Annotated in this window: 11 protein-coding genes; 3 read left to right on the top strand and 8 right to left on the bottom strand. The window is 67.3% G+C overall.

Annotated elements, in window-relative coordinates:
• From B1H55_RS08925 to B1H55_RS08890, 8 genes are all read right to left on the bottom strand, one after another.
• The coding region (locus B1H55_RS08925; protein WP_080461688.1) for an AMP-binding protein at nucleotides 1-3,653 on the bottom strand (3,653 nt) is incomplete at its 3' end.
• 53 nt (nucleotides 3,654-3,706) lie between these two features.
• Nucleotides 3,707-4,354, bottom strand: coding sequence for an ABC-2 transporter permease (locus B1H55_RS08920; RefSeq protein ID WP_017178652.1), 648 nt, complete (start codon nucleotides 4,352-4,354; stop codon nucleotides 3,707-3,709).
• The gene (locus B1H55_RS08915) at nucleotides 4,351-5,226 is read right to left on the bottom strand and encodes an ABC transporter ATP-binding protein (RefSeq protein WP_077241075.1); all 876 of its coding nucleotides are present in this window, start codon (nucleotides 5,224-5,226) and stop codon (nucleotides 4,351-4,353) included. The genes B1H55_RS08920 and B1H55_RS08915 overlap by 4 nt, the downstream gene beginning before the upstream one ends.
• On the bottom strand, nucleotides 5,226-8,114 hold the full coding sequence (locus tag B1H55_RS08910) for a beta-ketoacyl synthase N-terminal-like domain-containing protein (RefSeq protein WP_077241074.1): 2,889 nt from the start codon (nucleotides 8,112-8,114) through the stop codon (nucleotides 5,226-5,228). The genes B1H55_RS08915 and B1H55_RS08910 overlap by 1 nt, the downstream gene beginning before the upstream one ends.
• Nucleotides 8,111-8,959 carry an enoyl-CoA hydratase/isomerase gene (locus B1H55_RS08905; protein WP_077241073.1) on the bottom strand — a complete coding sequence of 283 codons (849 nt, stop codon included), beginning with the start codon at nucleotides 8,957-8,959 and terminating at the stop codon, nucleotides 8,111-8,113. The genes B1H55_RS08910 and B1H55_RS08905 overlap by 4 nt, the downstream gene beginning before the upstream one ends.
• Nucleotides 8,956-11,148: an ACP S-malonyltransferase gene (gene fabD / locus B1H55_RS08900; protein WP_077241072.1), complete on the bottom strand. Its 2,193-nt coding sequence runs from the start codon at nucleotides 11,146-11,148 to the stop codon at nucleotides 8,956-8,958. The genes B1H55_RS08905 and fabD overlap by 4 nt, the downstream gene beginning before the upstream one ends.
• A 37-nt stretch (nucleotides 11,149-11,185) precedes the next feature.
• Nucleotides 11,186-12,418: a beta-ketoacyl synthase N-terminal-like domain-containing protein gene (locus B1H55_RS08895; RefSeq protein ID WP_077241071.1), complete on the bottom strand. Its 1,233-nt coding sequence runs from the start codon at nucleotides 12,416-12,418 to the stop codon at nucleotides 11,186-11,188.
• On the bottom strand, nucleotides 12,381-13,274 hold the full coding sequence (locus B1H55_RS08890) for an acyltransferase domain-containing protein (protein WP_231953004.1): 894 nt from the start codon (nucleotides 13,272-13,274) through the stop codon (nucleotides 12,381-12,383). The genes B1H55_RS08895 and B1H55_RS08890 overlap by 38 nt, the downstream gene beginning before the upstream one ends.
• A gap of 1,160 nt (nucleotides 13,275-14,434) precedes the next feature.
• Between B1H55_RS08890 and B1H55_RS08880 the strand changes: the two genes are divergently transcribed.
• The 3 genes from B1H55_RS08880 to B1H55_RS08870 all read left to right on the top strand — a co-directional run bounded on the left by B1H55_RS08880 (nucleotide 14,435) and on the right by B1H55_RS08870 (nucleotide 17,038).
• Nucleotides 14,435-15,106, top strand: a complete 672-nt coding sequence (locus tag B1H55_RS08880; RefSeq protein WP_017178659.1) for a response regulator transcription factor — start codon at nucleotides 14,435-14,437, stop codon at nucleotides 15,104-15,106.
• A gap of 155 nt (nucleotides 15,107-15,261) precedes the next feature.
• Nucleotides 15,262-16,263 carry an ABC transporter ATP-binding protein gene (locus tag B1H55_RS08875; protein WP_077241068.1) on the top strand — a complete coding sequence of 334 codons (1,002 nt, stop codon included), beginning with the start codon at nucleotides 15,262-15,264 and terminating at the stop codon, nucleotides 16,261-16,263.
• Nucleotides 16,256-17,038, top strand: coding sequence for an ABC transporter (locus B1H55_RS08870; protein WP_077241067.1), 783 nt, complete (start codon nucleotides 16,256-16,258; stop codon nucleotides 17,036-17,038). The genes B1H55_RS08875 and B1H55_RS08870 overlap by 8 nt, the downstream gene beginning before the upstream one ends.
• The last annotated feature ends 45 nt before the right edge of the window (nucleotides 17,039-17,083 follow it).

Here is a 17,083-nt window from a genome sequence, read left to right as displayed (position 1 = left end):
GGACCCAGCGCAACACGCCCCTCCCGCACCAACGACCACAGCTCATCCACACCAGCCGCACCCGGGAACACACCCGCCATCCCCGACACAACCACACCAGCACCAACCACACGCCGATCCACACTGGGCTGCTGCGAGCGCGGCGCGGAGGAGGCTGGAGCCTCGGGCCCGAACTGCTGGGGCGACGGCTCAGCCTCGTCGCTGTCAGCGCCAGGAGCGCTCGTCACTGGCGGCAGAGGCGCGCCCGCGGCACGCCCGGTGCTGCGCCGCCTCAGGGCTGGTGCGGCGACAGGACCACCGGGGCTCTCGTCCGTGCCAGGGCCAGACCTGACTACGCGCTGCACCAGGTGCTCAGCAAGCGCCTTGACGGTCGGGTGGCTGAAGAACACGTCGGGAGCCACGGTGGCACCCAGCTGCTCGGTGATCATGCCGGACAGCTCGACGAGTGAGATGGAGTCAAGCCCCATGTCATGCATGGACACGTCCAGCGCCACCTCCGCTACCGGCAGGCGCAGGAGCTCGTGGAGCATGTCCGCCAGGGCGCGCTCGATCTCCCCCACCCCGCGCTGGCGGCTCCCCTCCTCTGGCGAGGCGGGACCGTTCCCAGAAGTCTTCCTCGCGCCCCCGCTCCCCTGACGGGGCGTGGGCAGGGCGGCCAGGACCCGGTCGACGTCCCCCTTGACCACCGCCATGCTCCGGCCGGAGGAACCAGCCACCTGGCCCAGCACGCCCACAGCCTCGTGGGGAGGCAGCGGGGACTGCCCCGTCGCTGCCAGCATGAAGGATGATTTATCCGTGTCTTCCTGCCCGACACCGATCTCGGCCCACAGCGGCCAGGCGACGCTTGTGCCGAGCCCGTTGGCCGCCAGCGCGGCCAAGTAGCGGTTGCCGACCGCGTACTCGCAACTGCCGAAGTCACCCAGGTGGGCGGCGGTGGAGGAGCACCACAGGACGTGGTTGGCACCAGCCTCGGCGGCCGCACGGGCCAGGGCCGCTGCGGAGTCGAGCCGCAGGCGCAGCGACATGTCGACCTCACGCGGGTCAGCCTCGGGCATTGAGGGCAGTGGACCGGGGCCGGCAGCCCACACAACACCCTGCAGGCTCCTCTCGGCCGCTACCGAGGCGACCAGAGCAGAGAGGTCGGTCGGCACGCCCAGATCCACGCCGCGGTAGTCGATCCCCTCAAGACCAGCCGCGTGGAGGGACTCCTCAGCATCATCCAGGCTGCGGCGGCCAGCGCCGACGATACTGGCGCCAGCCTGCTGTAGCCACCTGGCGATCGAGGAGCCGATCCCACCCGTGACCCCGAGGACAAGCCAGGAGCCCTCAGGAGATGGCAGAGGCTCGGCGCCATCAGGACTCATGCGCTCCCCGGCGAGCGTCATCAGCCCTTCGCCGCTGAGCATGGTGGCTCCAGCGGCGGGGTCGAGCGCCGCTGCCACCTGAGAGCGCCACGCCGAGCCGGCCAGGACCTCTTCATCGATGACAACTGGGTGAACCTGCCAGTCCGGCACCACCCTGCCCACAGAGCGCTCGAAGCCGACCAGGGCCTCACAGTACGCGCGCGCCTGCGGCGTCACCGCCGAGGAGACCAGGAACACCGCTGGCGGGTCCCCTGCCTGCTGGGCCAGCGCGGCCAGCATCCGCCACGACGCCGCCATTGTCTCGGCGTCCCACGGCCCGTGTGTCCCGCGCAGGTCAAGCACAGTGCTCACGTGCTGGGAGGTCGCCTCGCGAGACACCACATCGGCCTGGTCGTCGGAGGCGACGATGACACGACCCGCGAACGGGGCGCAAGCCTCACGCCACGCGGGCACCGTCTCAGGCTCCGCCCCGACGAGCAGCACGTCGCCGAGCCGAGGGCTGCGGCGCCCGGAATCGACGACCCACCGTTCCTGGACGAGCCCAAGATCCTGCGGCCAGGTGAAGGAGGGGGCCTGTGCGTGGGACTCCGCGCCAGAGGAGGCGCCACGGGCCCGGTCGCTGCCCAGCTCCCCTTCCAGGTAGCGCCTGGCCACGGCCTTGCGGCTGAGCTTGCCAATGCCATCGCCGCGCAGCGTCCCGGGCGGGACGAGGACGACCTCGTGGACAGACAGTCCGTGCGACTGTGAGAGGGCGACGACGCTGCGCTCCCTCAGCCCGGCTCGCTGTCTCTTGCCCATGCTGTCGGGGATCTCCTGGACGACGACGACGCGCTCACGATCGTCGATATCACAGGAGATGACGCAGGTCTCCAGCCCCTGTGGCAGGTCGGCACCCTCACGCAGCGACAGCTCCAAGTCCGCCGGATCATAGTTCATGGCGTTGATGATGATGACGTCGCTCTCGCGACCGACGATGAAAAGCTGCTGATCATGAATGACAGCGAGGTCGCCAGTGCGGTACCAGCGCCCCTCCTCGGAGCTGGTGAACTGGCGTCCGGTCAGCTCCGGGTTGCCCCAGTAGCCGGAGGAGGCGCTCCCGGACAGGACGTGGAGCTCACCCACACGATCCTCACCGAGATCGTGTCCCTGGGCATCGCGGACCTCGAGGCGGACGTGCCCTCGCGGGGCGCCGCACGAGGGCACGTCACGCGCGCCCTCCGCCCCCGGCTCCCGGAACTCAGCGCACCCACGTCGCAGCGACGCACGATCCAGGCTGATGAACTCGACAGGGGCCTCAAGCCTGGAGCACGTGACGCCGCACATCTCGGTTGACCCGTAGTGCACGCTCAGCACGTCGCGTCGCAGCCCCCAGGGCGCGAAGGTGGCGTGGAACTGCTCTACCGTGTCACGCCGGACGCACTCCCCAGCAGTCAGGACAGTCCGCACCGAGGCCAGGGAGACATCGTCGTCCAACTGCACAGCACCGTGGCGGATGGCGTGGTCAAGCGCGAAGTTGGGCGCTGCCGTGTGAGTGGCGTGCCTGGTGGCGAGCAGGCGCAACCACCTGTCCGGGGCCTCGATGAAGGCCGCGCTGGGCATGAGGAGCACCGGGCACCCTGCCAGCAGGGGGCCGAGGAAGCCCACGCTCATGCCGAAACTGTGAGACAGCGGGAGCCAGCTCACCACGCTCGACCCCTCGTCCACCTGCCACAGAGAGGTGCAGACACGCATCTCGGAGAGGATGCTGCGCCGGGTGTGCTGGACACCTTTGGGAGCCCCGGTCGACCCTGAGGTGTACAGCAGGATCGCGACCTCGTCCCAGCCAGCTTCCCGGGGAGGTGTCTCCTGGGCGTCGTCCTGCCGGGGAAGCGCAGCGGCATCCACAATGTGCTCGGCCATGCCCTGGAACCGGCTGACGTAGGCGGAACTGGTCAGTACCACGGTTGGTTCGGCGTCAGACACGATGTAGGCAGCGGCTGGCGAGAGCGCCTCGGAGTGGTCGAGCGTCTCAGGCGAGAGGGGCACCGCGACCAGACCCGCGTACTCGGCGGCGAGCAGGGCAGCGATGAAAGTGCTGCCATAGGGCAGGCCGATAAGCACGCGGTCACCCGGCGATGTGCGCTCCTGGAGCCAGCCGGCGAGCGCCGTCGCCCAGCGAGCCGCCTCGGAGCCGGTCAGCGTCTCCAGCACAGAGTCTCCGTCGCTGAACGACCAGGTCAAGCGGTCTCCGTGGTCCCTGCACATCGTGGCCCACGGCTGCTGCGCAGTGGTGTCTGCAGAATCGTTCATGACTATTGCCCTCTCTGAGTGAATAGACACATGGCCGCTGTGCCACGGCTGCCTCACAGGTCGGCGCGCTCGAAGCGTGTGGCGGATACGCGCAGGGCGACGGCGTTGACCAGGACGAAGAAGACGGCACCCGCCCCCAGGACCACCAGCTGGTGGCCCAGGTGCTGGCTCCCGGTGGCGTTGAGGGCCTCACCAGGCGCGCCTCCCAGGTGCGCGCCGACCTCGGCAGCGGTCCCGACCAGCGAGGCGGCCAGGGACGCCAGTGCCACCGGCACGCCCAGGCGCGAGCCCGTCCTGAGGAACATGGGGAAGAACACCGAATTGAACACCCCGAACACCACCAGCCCCACGCCCAGCAGCGCGATATTGGCCTGCACCCCCACCGGGTTGCGCTCTGGCGAGATCTGGTAGCGGACAAGGATGACCGGTATACAGGCCACCACCTGGGCGATCTCGACTATCCAGGCCAACTCCATGTAGCTGCGGGCGATATCACGCTTGCGCACAGGCAGCAGCAGGGAGAAATACACGTCATGGTTCTCCCGCACGCCCTGGAACACGAAGTACAGTCCCAGCACCTGGTACAGGAACACCATTACATAGGGGTACTGCGGAACCATGAGCAGCAGCACCAGCGCCAGGAAAAACCATGTCACCGGAATATTCACCAGCCGCAGGCTCTTGCGCACCATCGGGGTCATGACTGCTTCTCCTGACGCTCAAGATGGACAATGATGTCGTTGAGGCTGGCCGGCGTGACCTCCAGCCCACGGATCCCAGCCACCGCGGCCTCACCCAGCCGCGAGGCCTCGACCAGACCCGTCACGCGCCCCTGGCTCCGGCTGGCACCGATCAGCACGGATCCCAGCCCAGATGGCACCGTCTCAGCAGGACCTGAGACCATGCGGTAGTGCGCCGCGAAATCCTCCAGAGTCCCGCTGGCGCGTACCCGCCCCCGGGACAGGTAGGTGACATCGTCAGCGATCTGCTCCAGGTCACCCATCTGGTGGGTGGAGAACAGCAGGCCGACACCCGTGTCGTCGACAAGCTCGCGCAGTTCGCGCAGCAGGTCGTCACGCGAGAGCGGGTCCAGCCCGCTGGTCGGCTCGTCGAGCAGCAGCAACTCAGCACGACGCGACAGCGCCAGCGCGATCCCGTACTTGACCCTCATACCAGCCGACAGCGCCTCGACCTTCTTGTCCTCCACCAACTCGAAGCGCTCCAGGCAGTCCCGGTAGACCCGCTCGTCCCAGAGGGGAAAGAACCGCCTGTAGACGTCGGTGATCGTTCTCAGCCGCCTTCGGGGGTAGAAGGCCACCTCGCCCATCGAGAACGACACGCGCCTCATGACCTCGTGCTCACGTCCCCGGAAGTCCTCGCCGAAGAAGCGCACCTCACCGCCATCAGGGCGGATAAAGCGCAGAACAGCCTTCAGCGTCGTGGTCTTGCCGGCCCCGTTACGGCCAATAAAGCCCATCACACGGCCAGCACCCACCGACAGGCTGACATCCTCCAGCGCAAAACCTGGATACCTCTTGGTCAGTCCCCTGACCTCAAGAATCGGACGGGACATCACTTCTCCTTTCCTCGCGCCAAGCGGAACACGATCCCCTGAAACCAGACCGCCACCTGCCCCGAGACACCGCTCAGCACCACATCCACCCCATCTTCAGATACCCGGGCACGGATGACGCCTTCAGCGGGAACAGGGCCCCGGACACCGATACGGCGCGCGGCAGTGGGAAGGGGCTCCAGGTCCGCGTGGTGCGGCAGGGCCAGCCACGCGAGGTCGATGGCCCGGGTAGACACATAGACGTCGCAGGAGACGTTGCGGCCGCGCCCGTAGAAATCCGGCTGCGTCACGAACCGAGCCGTGCGGTGCTCGGGCATCTCCCCAAGGCCAGTAACGCAGTCGTAGCCCCCACCGCGGACCGCGCCGAGCACATCGAGCTCCTTGTCCAGAGCCGTTGCGCTCCCCTCCGCGCTTATCGGCGCTCCGAGCACGGGAGGCCGATCGTCCCGCAGGGGCCTCGCTGAGGCCTGGAACAGCACTCCGCCATCCTGGCCATCGAGCACGTCAAGATCCACGCGTTCCTGGTCCGCGCTGCTCAGGACAGTGCGAGTGCTCCTGATCGCGTCACGGGACAGCATCATCGGCTCGCCCCAGGCGACGTCCTCGAGCATCAGACCGGAGCCCGCGCCACGCACAGAGGCGGCGTAGCAGAAACGGGCGACCTCCAACCACGCCGCGGCAGGCACGCAGGCCGCGCGACGCAGCGTGTGCCAACGCACCACAGGCATCCGCGCATCCCACGCGGACTCAAAGCTCTGCTCAGTGAGGTCACTGGAGTTGCGCAGCACGAGCGCGTGCAGGCGTTGAGGAGCCGTCGCTCTCACGGCTGATGCCTCAAGCCGGTGACGCTGGCGCTCGAACGGGTAGGCGGGCAACGGCGAACTGGCAGAGTCCACCGCTGACCACGGCGTGGTCCGGCCCTCGACCCAGTCCCGCAGAAGGTCGTCCGTCGCGCCGGGAAGACGGGCCAGCGCCGCATGCGCCTCCTCTTCCTCGGAGGGGCGGATGACGGAATCTGAGCGAGGGGCCCTTCCGACGAAGATGCCGTCACTGGCTCCCCGCAGAAAGGCGCCGATGCGCTCTCGGGCGCCCGCCGCGCCACCCGCGCCGAGTGCCAGGCGGTGCTCCATCGGCTCGGCGGCCATGAGGGCCAAGGCCTGGCGCTCCAGCTCGGAGCGGTCCATGCCCTCAAGCAGCCCGTACAGCTGCCTGGCCCGCTCCTCAAGCGCCCTCCTGGAGCGCGCTGACAGGAGAAGCGGCACCTCCCCGACGATCGTGGTACGCGGTTGATCAGGCCTGGGCGCCGTGGTGACAACGGTATGGGCGTTGGTGCCGCCGAAACCGAAGGAGCTGACGCAGGCGACGCGCCGGCGGCCTGGAGCCTGCGGCCAAGGCGAGTTCCTCTCCGCGAGGCCTACGACTCCCCCGCCCAGGTCCAGCTGGGGGTTGATGGCCCGAAAGTGCCCCAGCCCAGTGACCGTCTCATGCTCCAGGCACATCACCGCTTTCATCACTCCCACCAGGCCAGCTGCTGACTCCAGGTGGCCCACCACCGTCTTGGCCGAGGTCAGCAGGACGGGCTCATCCCTGCGCCCAGAGTGACGCAAGGCGTCCACCAGCGCCTCAACCTCGATCGGGTCGCCCAGGGGTGTGCCAGTGCCGTGGCACTCGACCATCCCCACCTCGTCGGGGGTGACGCCAGCATCAGCAAGGGCACGACGCACAAGGGCTGCCTGCGCCCTCGGGTCCGGCGCCCGCAGCGATCCGGTCCTGCCGTCGTGGTTCGATGAAGTCCCCAGGATGACGGCGCGCGCACGCGAGCCGTTGGTGTCAGACAGGCGTCGCAGCACCAGGGCTGTCACGCCCTCCGAGCGAACGTAGCCGTCGGCGGCAGCATCGAAGGTCCTGCACTGACCGCCCTTGGACTGCATGCCCGCCAGGTTGTTGCACATGAGCTCCTTGGCCGAGCCTATGTAGTTGACTCCCGCCACGACGGCGGTGTCCACCTCCCTCGCGCGCAGCGCGCGGACAGCGAGGTGCAGGGCGACGCTCGATCCCGAGCAGGCTGTGTTGACAACCATGCTGGGTCCGTGAAAGTCGTAGAGACGCGAGATACGGTTAGCCAGCATTGCCGGGTGCAGGCCCGAGTCAAGATGGCCAGCGTAGGTGTCGGCCGATCCCGGAACATGGGAGGAGACATCGTTGTAGTCGACGAGGTGCGCCCCGACATAGACGCCGACACTGCTGCCGCGCAATGACGACGGCCGCAGCCCGGCGTCCTCCAGGGCGTGCCAGACCACCTCGATCAGGCGGCGCTGCTGCGGATCCATCGACTGGGCTTCAAACGGGGCTATACCGAAGAAGGCCGCATCGAACTCATCCATTCGCTGGGTGATCCCGGCTCTCATTGGCAGGTCGGCGACGTCGTCGTGGTCACGAAGATGCTGCTCGACGAGCCAGGGCCTGACAGCCTCGATTGTCGAGACGCAGTCGCGCTGCTCCACCAGAGCCTGCCAGAACTCCTCAGGGCTCTGCATGTCTGGCGGCAACTGGCAGGCCATGCCCATCACCGCGACCTCACGAGCGTCGTCTGCCCCGCGCTGCTCGTCTACGCCGCCGGCGGCGTCGGCGCGCTCGGCAGGAGGCTCCCCCAGCAGCCCGGCAAGGACTTCTGAGAGATCGTCAAGCACCGGGTGCATGAAAAGCTTTCCCGCGGAGACCTCGACACCGAGACGATCACTGATACTGCGCGCGACCTGGATGTAGTCGACGGAGCTGAGCGCGAGCTCGCCGAGGGAGGCGATCTGCTCGCGCCCGTGCAGCCACGGCCTCAGCACCTCCCCGAGCGCGGCGCGCACAGCCCCCGCCGTTTTGGGGTTACGGGTCATGCCTGGCCCCCGATCGTCCCCATCGCGCCGGAACCCGGCCTGTCCGCCAGGTCACGCTCCCTCTCCGTGCGCGAGCAAGGACCTGCTCCCGCATCCTCCACCTCCCACGGCATGAGGCCGCGGGAGGTGAACGCGCTGATACGCGCCCGTACCCGAGAGTCGGCGAACCGGGACCTGTTCGCAGCGACAGCCAGCTCCCGGTAGGACTCCACCTCGGCGGCCTGGGCGGCATAGGTCTTATAGGCGGTCACCGCGTCACGCGGGACGCGACGAAGCCTCGCGAGAAGCCGTCCCAGGGCAACCTCACTACGCGCGTCATACACGTCCACCAGGCCCCAGGCGGCAGCTGTTTCCACATCGATAGTACGCGTCGAGAGAGTCATGAAATGGGCACGGTGCCACCCCACCCGGCGGGCGAGAAACGGCAGCACCATTGCTGGCATAAGGCCGAAGAGCATCTCCGGGAGCGCGAATGCCGCAGTCATGTCGGCCACGACGATGTCCGCTGCCGCAGCGAGGCCAACGCCTCCCGCGCTCGCACGACCGCGGACGTGACAGACAATGATCACGTCACTCTCGATCATTTCGGTCCAGAGCTGATACACCCTCTCAGGGGCATGGTCATACTCGCTGTTCGGGCCGGCGACCAGCGAGAGGTCGGCACCGGTGCAGAAGACCTCCGGAAGACCGCGCAGCACCAGGACACCGGTCTCCCTCCTCGCTTGAACGAGGCCCTCCTCGATGCCGTCGAGCATCGCGCCATCCAGCGCGTTGTCGCGCTCAGGCCGGTGAAGAGTGAGCCAGGTCACTCCGTCACGATCCTCAAGACTGGTTGCCGACGTCATGCGCGACGCTCCGCGACCAGCGCTGCGGCCGCTTCGTACAGATCCCGGTTGATCCGCCCCACCTGGCGCTGGCGCCAGTCTTCGAGATCGGTGCCCTTGACCCACGAGTTGAAGGCGCCCATGGCCGGCCCGGATGGGACGAGGTAGTCCACCTGACGATCGGGGTCACCCTCAATCGCCAGGACAGCGCAACGGTCGAGGTGCGCCCGAAAGACTGCGGCCATCACCATCCGTCCGTCCTTCTCACCAGCCTCGAGAGCTCCGGCGGACTCGGCGCGGGCCCGGGCGTCGGCGAAGCTCTCACCCAGAACACGTCGCTCGACCTGGTCGCGCGTCCGCTCGTCCACCTCGTCCCAGGACGTGAAGCGCTCGTAGATGTCGCGCAGGCGCTGGGCACGTGCCGCGAACAGCACACCTCGACGCATCACCTGCATCCGCGTGCCCAGTTCGAAGGCAACAGCCGACGGCGCGTCAGTGGTGTCCTGGATCTCACAGGCGGCAAGCATGTCCTTGACATGGTCACTGGTGGCGGCCTCAACCGTGCACTGGTTGATAGAGCCAGTCATGACGAACTCCGCGCCCATGACCAGCGCCGCCGCCACTGCCTCGGGGGCGCCCAGCCCTCCTGACAGCCCCACCGGCAAAGGGTGCGCCAGCCCCCGGGCAAGGGCCTCGTCACGAAGCCTGATGAAAGTGGGGAGGACCGCCATCGCGGGAGCGTGGTCAGTCACCCAGCCGCCCTGCGACTCCGCGCACAGCCAGCTCGCTATCGCGACGTCGGCCGCGAGCTGGCCCTCCGTCTCAGTCAGCTGACCACTGCCCACCAGCCGGGAGACCATGTCAGCAGGAGCAGGCGCGCAGAAGCTCCTGGCCACTTCCGGACGCGAGGTCTTGCACAGGATCTGGTGTGGTAGCACCACCTCGTTCTTGCCCCGGGTCGCGCCGCTCAGGCGGAAACGGACGAGGGAGGGGGACACGCTCACGTAGCCCGAAGCCTCCAGCCAGCGCACTCGGTGACGGAGCGCGACGTCGACCAGCGCGGCTTCGCGGCCCGGGTCACGCCAGGAATGGGAGACAGCGAGCGCCCAGTCCCGCTGCCCCGTCAGAGCGGCCGTCCTCACAACACGCTCCTCAACCTCCTGGAGGCTGAGACCGTCTGTCCCGAGCACGGCCAGGACACCCTCGGCCACAGCCGCGGCGACAAGCTCCGGACCGCTGACTCCGCGGTGCATACTGCCGCACACCATTGGCAGGGACTCGGACGGCTCCGACGACGCCGCTCCATCCTGCCCCGGTTCCCCAGGCTGCGAGCCCGGAGCCGAGTCACCCTCCTCCACCAGCGGCACCGCGTCACGCTCGATGGAGCGCTGCAGTCCGGTCAGAACAGATCCTGGCCCCACCTCAGTGAATGTCGTCACACCGCGGCCCATCAGGTAGCGCATCGACTCGCTCCACCGCACGGGGCTGGAGATCTGGCGCGCAAGCGTTTCCGCGATTTCACCGGGCACGTGCGGACGGGCCGTCACATTGGCCACCACGGAAAACCTCGGCGGGTTGAACGTCATTCCTGAGATGTAATCAACGAAATCCGCCCGGGCGGCCTCCATGTATCGGGAGTGGAAGGCGCCACTCACATTGAGGGGAACGTAGCGGGCACCGTGCCGCTCAAACACCTCGCGGGCGCGCTCGACATCGTCCGCCATGCCCGCCACCACGCACTGCCTGGGCGAGTTGATGTTCGCCAGGTCGATAGTGTCAAGAGCCTCCTCCTTCATCACCTCCCGCACAGCGGTCTCGTCAAGGCCAAGCACTGCGGCCATACCACCGCCACGAGCCTGGGCCATAAGCGCTCCACGTCGCTGCACCATGCGCAGACCAGTCTCGAAGTCGAACACCTCAGCGGCAAAAAGCGCCGCGAACTCGCCGAGGCTATGACCGGCGACGAAGTCAGGGACGGTCTTGCCCTCATCGCGACACCGCAGCCACGACAGCGCGTCGACCGTGTAAAGGGCGGGCTGGGTGAACTGGGTGCTGGAGAGCTGCCCGTCAGGATCCTCGACGCACAGCCTCTCCAAGGAGTATCCCAGGATGTCGTCAGCAGCAGCGACCTGCTCCGGGTACCGACGGAACAGGTCAGCCCCCATCCCGACATGCTGGGAACCCTGACCCGGGAACAAGTAGGCGATCATAGAAGAAGACTCCTCATTATCAGAGTTATCAGAACGGCTAGACACGGCTGAAGACCAACGAGGTGCTGAGTCCCCCGAAGGCGAAGGCGTTGGAGACGATGTGACGCACTGGTCCGGGCTGCGGCAGCGTCGCGACGCGCGGCCCCAGGGGATCCTCAACGGGAGAGGCGTGCACCCGCTGAGCGGAGATCTGCAGCACCGAGGCGACAGCCTCCACCAGGGACGCGGTGCCGAGCGAGTGTCCGACAAGGGCCTTGGTGGCCTGCAACCACGGCCCCTCGCCGAAGACCTGCTGCACCGCCGCCCACTCGACCTCGTCGCCCTGAGAAGTACCCGTCGCGTGCATGTTGACGACGTCGACCTCTTGCGGCGCCACACCCGCTGCGGCCAGAGCACTCCGCATCGCGCCGACCTCCCCATCGAGGGCTGGGAGGGTGCCTCTCCGCGCATCGTTACGGATCCCGAGACCAGCCAGCCGTGCGTGGACGGGCTGGCCACGTCGAGTCGCGTGGTCCGCGGACTCCAGGACCACGGCCGCGCTGGCCTCTGCCAGCACGAATCCGTGACGTGAACGATCCAGCGGCAGGCCCGGTCGGTCCGGGCCACTCAGCACCCCGACATTGGCGAAACCTTGGACAAGGGCCGGGAGGAGGCCGTCGAGCGTCCCCACGACCACAGCCATGTCGCACGCGCCGGCAGTGATCGCACGCGCCGCCGCGACAAGAGCGCAGTTGCCCGCAGCCGATGCTCCTCCGACGACAAGGCACTCCCCCCGGGCATCGCACGCCTCGGCCACTCCGGCCATGACATCCGTGGCCCACAGCCTCTGCACCACGCTGGGGCGCACCGCCTCCGGCCTCCGCGCGAAGGCGCTGCGCATCTCCTCGACGACCTCGACCGTGGTCCTTTCCCCCGCCAGGAACACTCCGAGGCGGTCAGGGCGCACCTGGCGACCACCAGCAGCAGCCAGCGCCTCCCAGGCCGCAAGGACCGCCCAGTGCAGCGCCGCTCCGGCCCGACGGGGCAGGACGGTACCTTCAGGCACCGCGCCACGCGCCTGCAGCACTGCGAGCCGGTCAGCCGGTTCCTGCTCGATCCGCGCGACGCATGAGGAGCCGTCCCCCGGAACGGGAATGGCCTGTCCACGCCACAGCAGTGCCTCGAACTCGGCAGCGCCACAGGCCTGCGCGGCCTGCACGCCCACCCCCGTCACCACAACGGGCACGAGCCGTTCAGGCATGGTGCGCCCGGGCCGCCAGCTGCGCGACACGTTCCACCTCCTCGATCTCTTGGTGAAACGGGGTCATGACCGCGCGCGTCGTCAGACTGCGGTCCGCCAGGCGCAGCGCTGCGGCCAACCCACCGCCCGGAGAGAGGTCGATCACGAGACGGCGCTCCCGGCTCGGTAGCGACATGACCGTGTCGACGAGACGCATCGGCAGGCGCAGCGTCGCATAAGGATCCGGCAGGTGGGCCTCGACCTTCTGGGCGGTAGCGCAGCGCAGCACGCTGACGTCACCAGGAGGCTCCAGCCTCACCGGCTGGAGACGAGGCGCCAGGCACGCGACATCTGGAGTGTGGAAGGCGTGCGGCACCGGCAGCACCGTAAGGGTCAGCTCCTCCTCCACCGCGCGGTCTCGCACTTCGCGCCACTGCCCGTTGCGTCCGGCAATGACCACGTGGCGATCGCAGGTGAACGACACCAGATCGACCCGAAGGCTGCGCGCGAAGGCGGGCAGAGACTTCTGCCCGTCGCCCAGGAGCGCGGCCATCCAGCCCAGAGGCATCCGACGGGTCGCGTCAGCAGCGAACTCGAGCACATAGGCCAGCGCCGAGTCGAACGTCAGTCTTCCCGCGACCACGAGGGCGATGAACTCCCCCAACGAGCTGCCCACAACAGCGGACGGAACGACGCCATGCCGCCCCAGCGCCGCGGCAAGCCCCGTCTGCGTCGCCAGCAGGGCCGCAGAGGAGAGCAGGAGATCGTCGCACGGGTCCTCGACGCGCCTGGATGGGTCGTAGATGTAGTCGAGCACACTCAAGCCGTACTGAGAGCGGGTCACCGAGTCAGCCAGGTCGCACCTGGCAGCGAAGTCCGGGGAGCTGTCATACAGCCGAGTCCCCATCCCGAAGTACTGACCGCCCTGTCCGCCTACAAGGAAGGTCACCGACATGGCGCGCCCACCGGGAGTCGAGCAGGCCAGTCTGAGCGTACCAGCGCAGATGCGACGCGTGGCACCAGGCTCCGGATACCCGTCCCCCCTCCGCCAACGGCGCAGCCATAGTCACATGCCATGCGGTCAGGAAGGTCAACGTGGTCGGCACGACAACGGACAAGGAGGGAAACGTCGCTTTGGAGAGCGGCGCCCATGACGGCCCGAGCAATCAGCCCCTGACCCCGAACAGGATGAGCGCCAGCAGAATAAAGGCCGTCTGCCGCCTGGGTGTCAACCACATGGCAGACACGCAAACTCAAGCCTTCTTGAATCTTGGGTGAATGGACAGCAGACAGAGAGGAACAAACCTCGCGGGCAGGCGTCATAGCCCTTACTCCTTGAGAGGTGTACAGGGATCGCGCCAGCACCGAGGCGACCATACTCGATCGCCCTAGTGCAAGACCCGAGCAACGTTAACAGCCCCAACGTCGCATGTCAAGGGGGGTGGGGTCCGTAGTTTGACGGCAATTCCTGCGGGATTCGCGCTCGCGGAAGCCATTGTGTTCAGGGAATGAGGACGGGGATCGCGGAAGCAGGCACGCTTATCGTCCAAGATTCATCAATAAGGCAGTCCCGCGATGCCCGAGAATCGGCCAGGTCGGCGCTTCTCGCAGAAGTCTGTCAAGCCCCGGGTTTGTGGAGACTTGTTTATCTGGTTCCGGCTAACTGTTGTGGGTCATGATGTGCCGACGCCGGGAGGGCGTAGAAAGGGGCGGCGGGGCCTGGCCATCAGGATCGGTGATGCTCAAGTCGCCCAGTCCGTCCAGGAGAGGACCCGCCGCCCATAACACACCGTCACGCGCCGCTGACCCCCGAGGGCCGCCACAGGCTCGTGATGCGCATCGAGGCCGGCCGCCCCATCGCCCACGTCGCCGCCCAGGCGAAGGACTCCAAGCGCGGCGCCGGCAGGCGCGTGGACCGCACTCACATCCACACCGCCTGCCATGACCAACCACCCGCCGCCGGAGTCCACGCTCGTGTCACCAACGTCATGACCTCATACAACTCGCCGGTGTGCTACGGTCATTTATGTGGGGGCGTCTTCCTGGGGCAGGTTTGGCGGGGCGCGCGTGCTTGTCGTCGAGGACGACGTCGACCTGGCCCGGCTGATGTCCGACCACCTCTCCTCGCAGGGGTTCGCTGTCGAGCGGACTGGCGAGGCGGCCTCCGCGCTGGAGCGGATCGGTGCTGGTGGAGTAGACGTCGTGCTCCTTGACCTGATGCTGCCGCGCCTCTCGGGCGACGGTCTGCTGGCGCGTCTGCGCGAGCGTCCCGACACCCGTGACATCCCCGTCATCGTGGTCTCGGCCAAGGACGCGGTGTGGGCCAAGGTCGATTTGTTGCGTCTGGGTGCCGATGACTACCTCACCAAGCCGTTCGATCTCGATGAGCTGACCGCGCGGGTGACCGCGCTACTGCGCCGGGCCCGCCCGGCGCAAGAGGTCCCCGCGCTGCGCAGCGGTGCCCTGGTCCTTGACGTGCCCGCCCATCGTGTCCTGGTCGGTGATCAGGAGCTGGCTCTGACGCCTGCGGAGTTCACCGTCCTTGAGGCGCTGATGTCAGCCGAGCGCCGGGTGGTGTCCACGGTGTCCCTTGTCCGCCTGCTCGAGGGCGCCGGCGCGGCCTCGAGCTCTCTGAAGACCCATGTGAGCCGGTTGCGGGCCAAGATCCGCGCGCTTGACCCTGGGACCGACTACATCGAGACCGTGTGGGGGCTGGGGTACCGCATGAGCGCCGCCTGACGGGCCCGCGCGTGGGCCAGGGATGTCAGCCTCGACCATATCTCAACCGTTGGCCTGGTCCGCCTCGACCGTTTCTCAACTTCTCCCTCATATGCTGGCGCCGCATTCCGCACCCCGGGATGCTGCTGAACAGAAGCTTGCGGTGAAGGAGGATTATGAGGCTCTCGTCCCCAGCGGTGGCGCCGCGGAGAAAGGGTGATTTTGTCCTACGCTCCCGGTCGTTGACCAAGAGGTATGGTGACAAGGTGGCTGTTGACGCTCTCGACCTTTCCCTGGAGCGCGGCCGCATCTACGGGCTCATCGGTCGCAACGGGGCGGGAAAGACCACCGTGATGCGCATGATCTGTGGGCTTGTCACTCCGACATCTGGTGATATTGAGCTCTTCGGCCGCTCCCCACGACGCGGCCAGGGAGTGCGCCAGGAGCAACTGCGGCGTTTGGGCTGCCTCATTGAGGCCCCTGGCCTCCAGTACGGCATGAGCGCCCGGGCCAACCTGCGGCTGCACCGTATTATACGAGGTGTTCCGTCCGCGGATGTGGAAGGTCAGTTGCTGGAGCTTGTCGGGCTGGCCGACGTGGGGACGAAGCAGGTCGGCGAGTTCTCCCTGGGGATGCGCCAGCGACTGGGTATCGCTGTGGCCCTGGTCGCTAGTCCCGAGTTGCTTATTCTTGACGAGCCGGTGAATGGACTTGACCCGGTTGGCGTGGTGGAGGTGAGAAACCTCCTGGTCAACCTCTGCCGTGAGCGGGGGACGACTATCCTCGTCTCCAGCCACAACTTGCCCGAGATGTACCAGACCGCCACCGACTACCTCATCGTCGACAACGGGCGTCTGTGTGAGTCGCTCAGCCACGCTGAGCTCGAGGAGCATTGCTCCCGGTATCTGACACTGCGCGGCTCGAACGTGCCCGGGATGGTTCGCGCCCTGGAGACCATGGGTGTCGAGCGGATGCGTGTCATGTCGGACGGCAGCGTCCGCCTTCTTGACCCGCCCGACAACCGGGAGGAGCTGGTGCGCGGTCTCGTCGCCCAGGACCTTGTTCCGACCACCGTGGTCGAGGAGGGACAGACCCTTGAGGAGTACTTCCTGTCGGTCGTCGACCACACGGCACAGCCCGCGGACGTGAGTGAGAAGAAGGAGAATGACCGTGTCTAACCTGCTGCGTGCCGATATCTACGTTCTGTTGCGGTCGCGCGTACTGTGGATATGCCTGGCGGTCTCGGCCGCTATGGCCGCCGGGTTCTACCTCTCCGCGCATCTTATTGCCAACGGCACCTACGATATGTCGGTCTCAGGGTCGGTCAGCGGCTTCGCCGACCCTATGGCGCTATCGCTGCTGGGAAGCCTGCTTGTCGGTGTCGTGGTGGCCTCCGACCTGGAGAACCGCACGGTCCACGACCGGCTGCTGGCGGCGTCCCGTTCCGTGCTGGTCAGCGTCAAGGCCGTAATGGCGCTGATTGCCGTCTGCGCAGTCCTGCTCCCCTATGTTGTCGGATCACTCATGTGTCTGGTTGCGGGGTGGGATGTGAGCGTCTTCATCGCCACGACTCCCCTGGAGGTGGCTGCGGCCTCCAACGGGGGGTCAGTGGGGGACGTGACTTCGAGTATCGGCCTGTTAGTGGTGTCGACAGTCGTGTCATTCGCCCGTCTGGGGTTCTGCCTCCCTGTCGCCTTCGCCACCAGACGTCCCCTGGTGACAACCGCCGCAGGATTTGTGGGTGGGTTTCTCATGGACTCGCTGGCGAGGCTGGCGACGCAGAACGACTTCGGCACGTCGGTGCTCAAGGCGACGCCCTGGTCTCCGGATCTGCCGCTGACCCTGGACAGCTCTAGTGGAGAGATCATGGCGGCCACAGGCATTGCCCTCGCCTTTATCGCGCTGTGGGTCGTCGTCAGCTGGCTGATCTTCCGGAAGGCGGACATCAACTGACCCTCTGAGCCGCGCGCCCTTCTCGAGTGCGTCTCTGCTAGTGTG

The sequence above is a fragment of the Actinomyces denticolens genome (genome assembly GCF_002072185.1).
Taxonomy (GTDB): Bacteria; Actinomycetota; Actinomycetes; order Actinomycetales; family Actinomycetaceae; genus Actinomyces; species Actinomyces denticolens.
This window is presented reverse-complemented; position numbering and strand designations above follow the sequence as displayed.

Excerpts from the sequence above, each read along its gene's own strand:
- B1H55_RS08875 (WP_077241068.1), top strand. The coding sequence starts at position 15,262 with ATGAGGCTCTCGTCCCCAGCGGTGGCGCCGCGGAGAAAGGGTGATTTT.
- B1H55_RS08890 (WP_231953004.1), bottom strand. The coding sequence starts at position 13,274 with ATGGGGACTCGGCTGTATGACAGCTCCCCGGACTTCGCTGCCAGGTGC.
- B1H55_RS08910 (WP_077241074.1), bottom strand. The coding sequence starts at position 8,114 with ATGACCCGTAACCCCAAAACGGCGGGGGCTGTGCGCGCCGCGCTCGGG.
- B1H55_RS08920 (WP_017178652.1), bottom strand. The coding sequence starts at position 4,354 with ATGACCCCGATGGTGCGCAAGAGCCTGCGGCTGGTGAATATTCCGGTG.
- B1H55_RS08905 (WP_077241073.1), bottom strand. The coding sequence starts at position 8,959 with ATGACGTCGGCAACCAGTCTTGAGGATCGTGACGGAGTGACCTGGCTC.
- B1H55_RS08915 (WP_077241075.1), bottom strand. The coding sequence starts at position 5,226 with ATGTCCCGTCCGATTCTTGAGGTCAGGGGACTGACCAAGAGGTATCCA.
- fabD (WP_077241072.1), bottom strand. The coding sequence starts at position 11,148 with ATGATCGCCTACTTGTTCCCGGGTCAGGGTTCCCAGCATGTCGGGATG.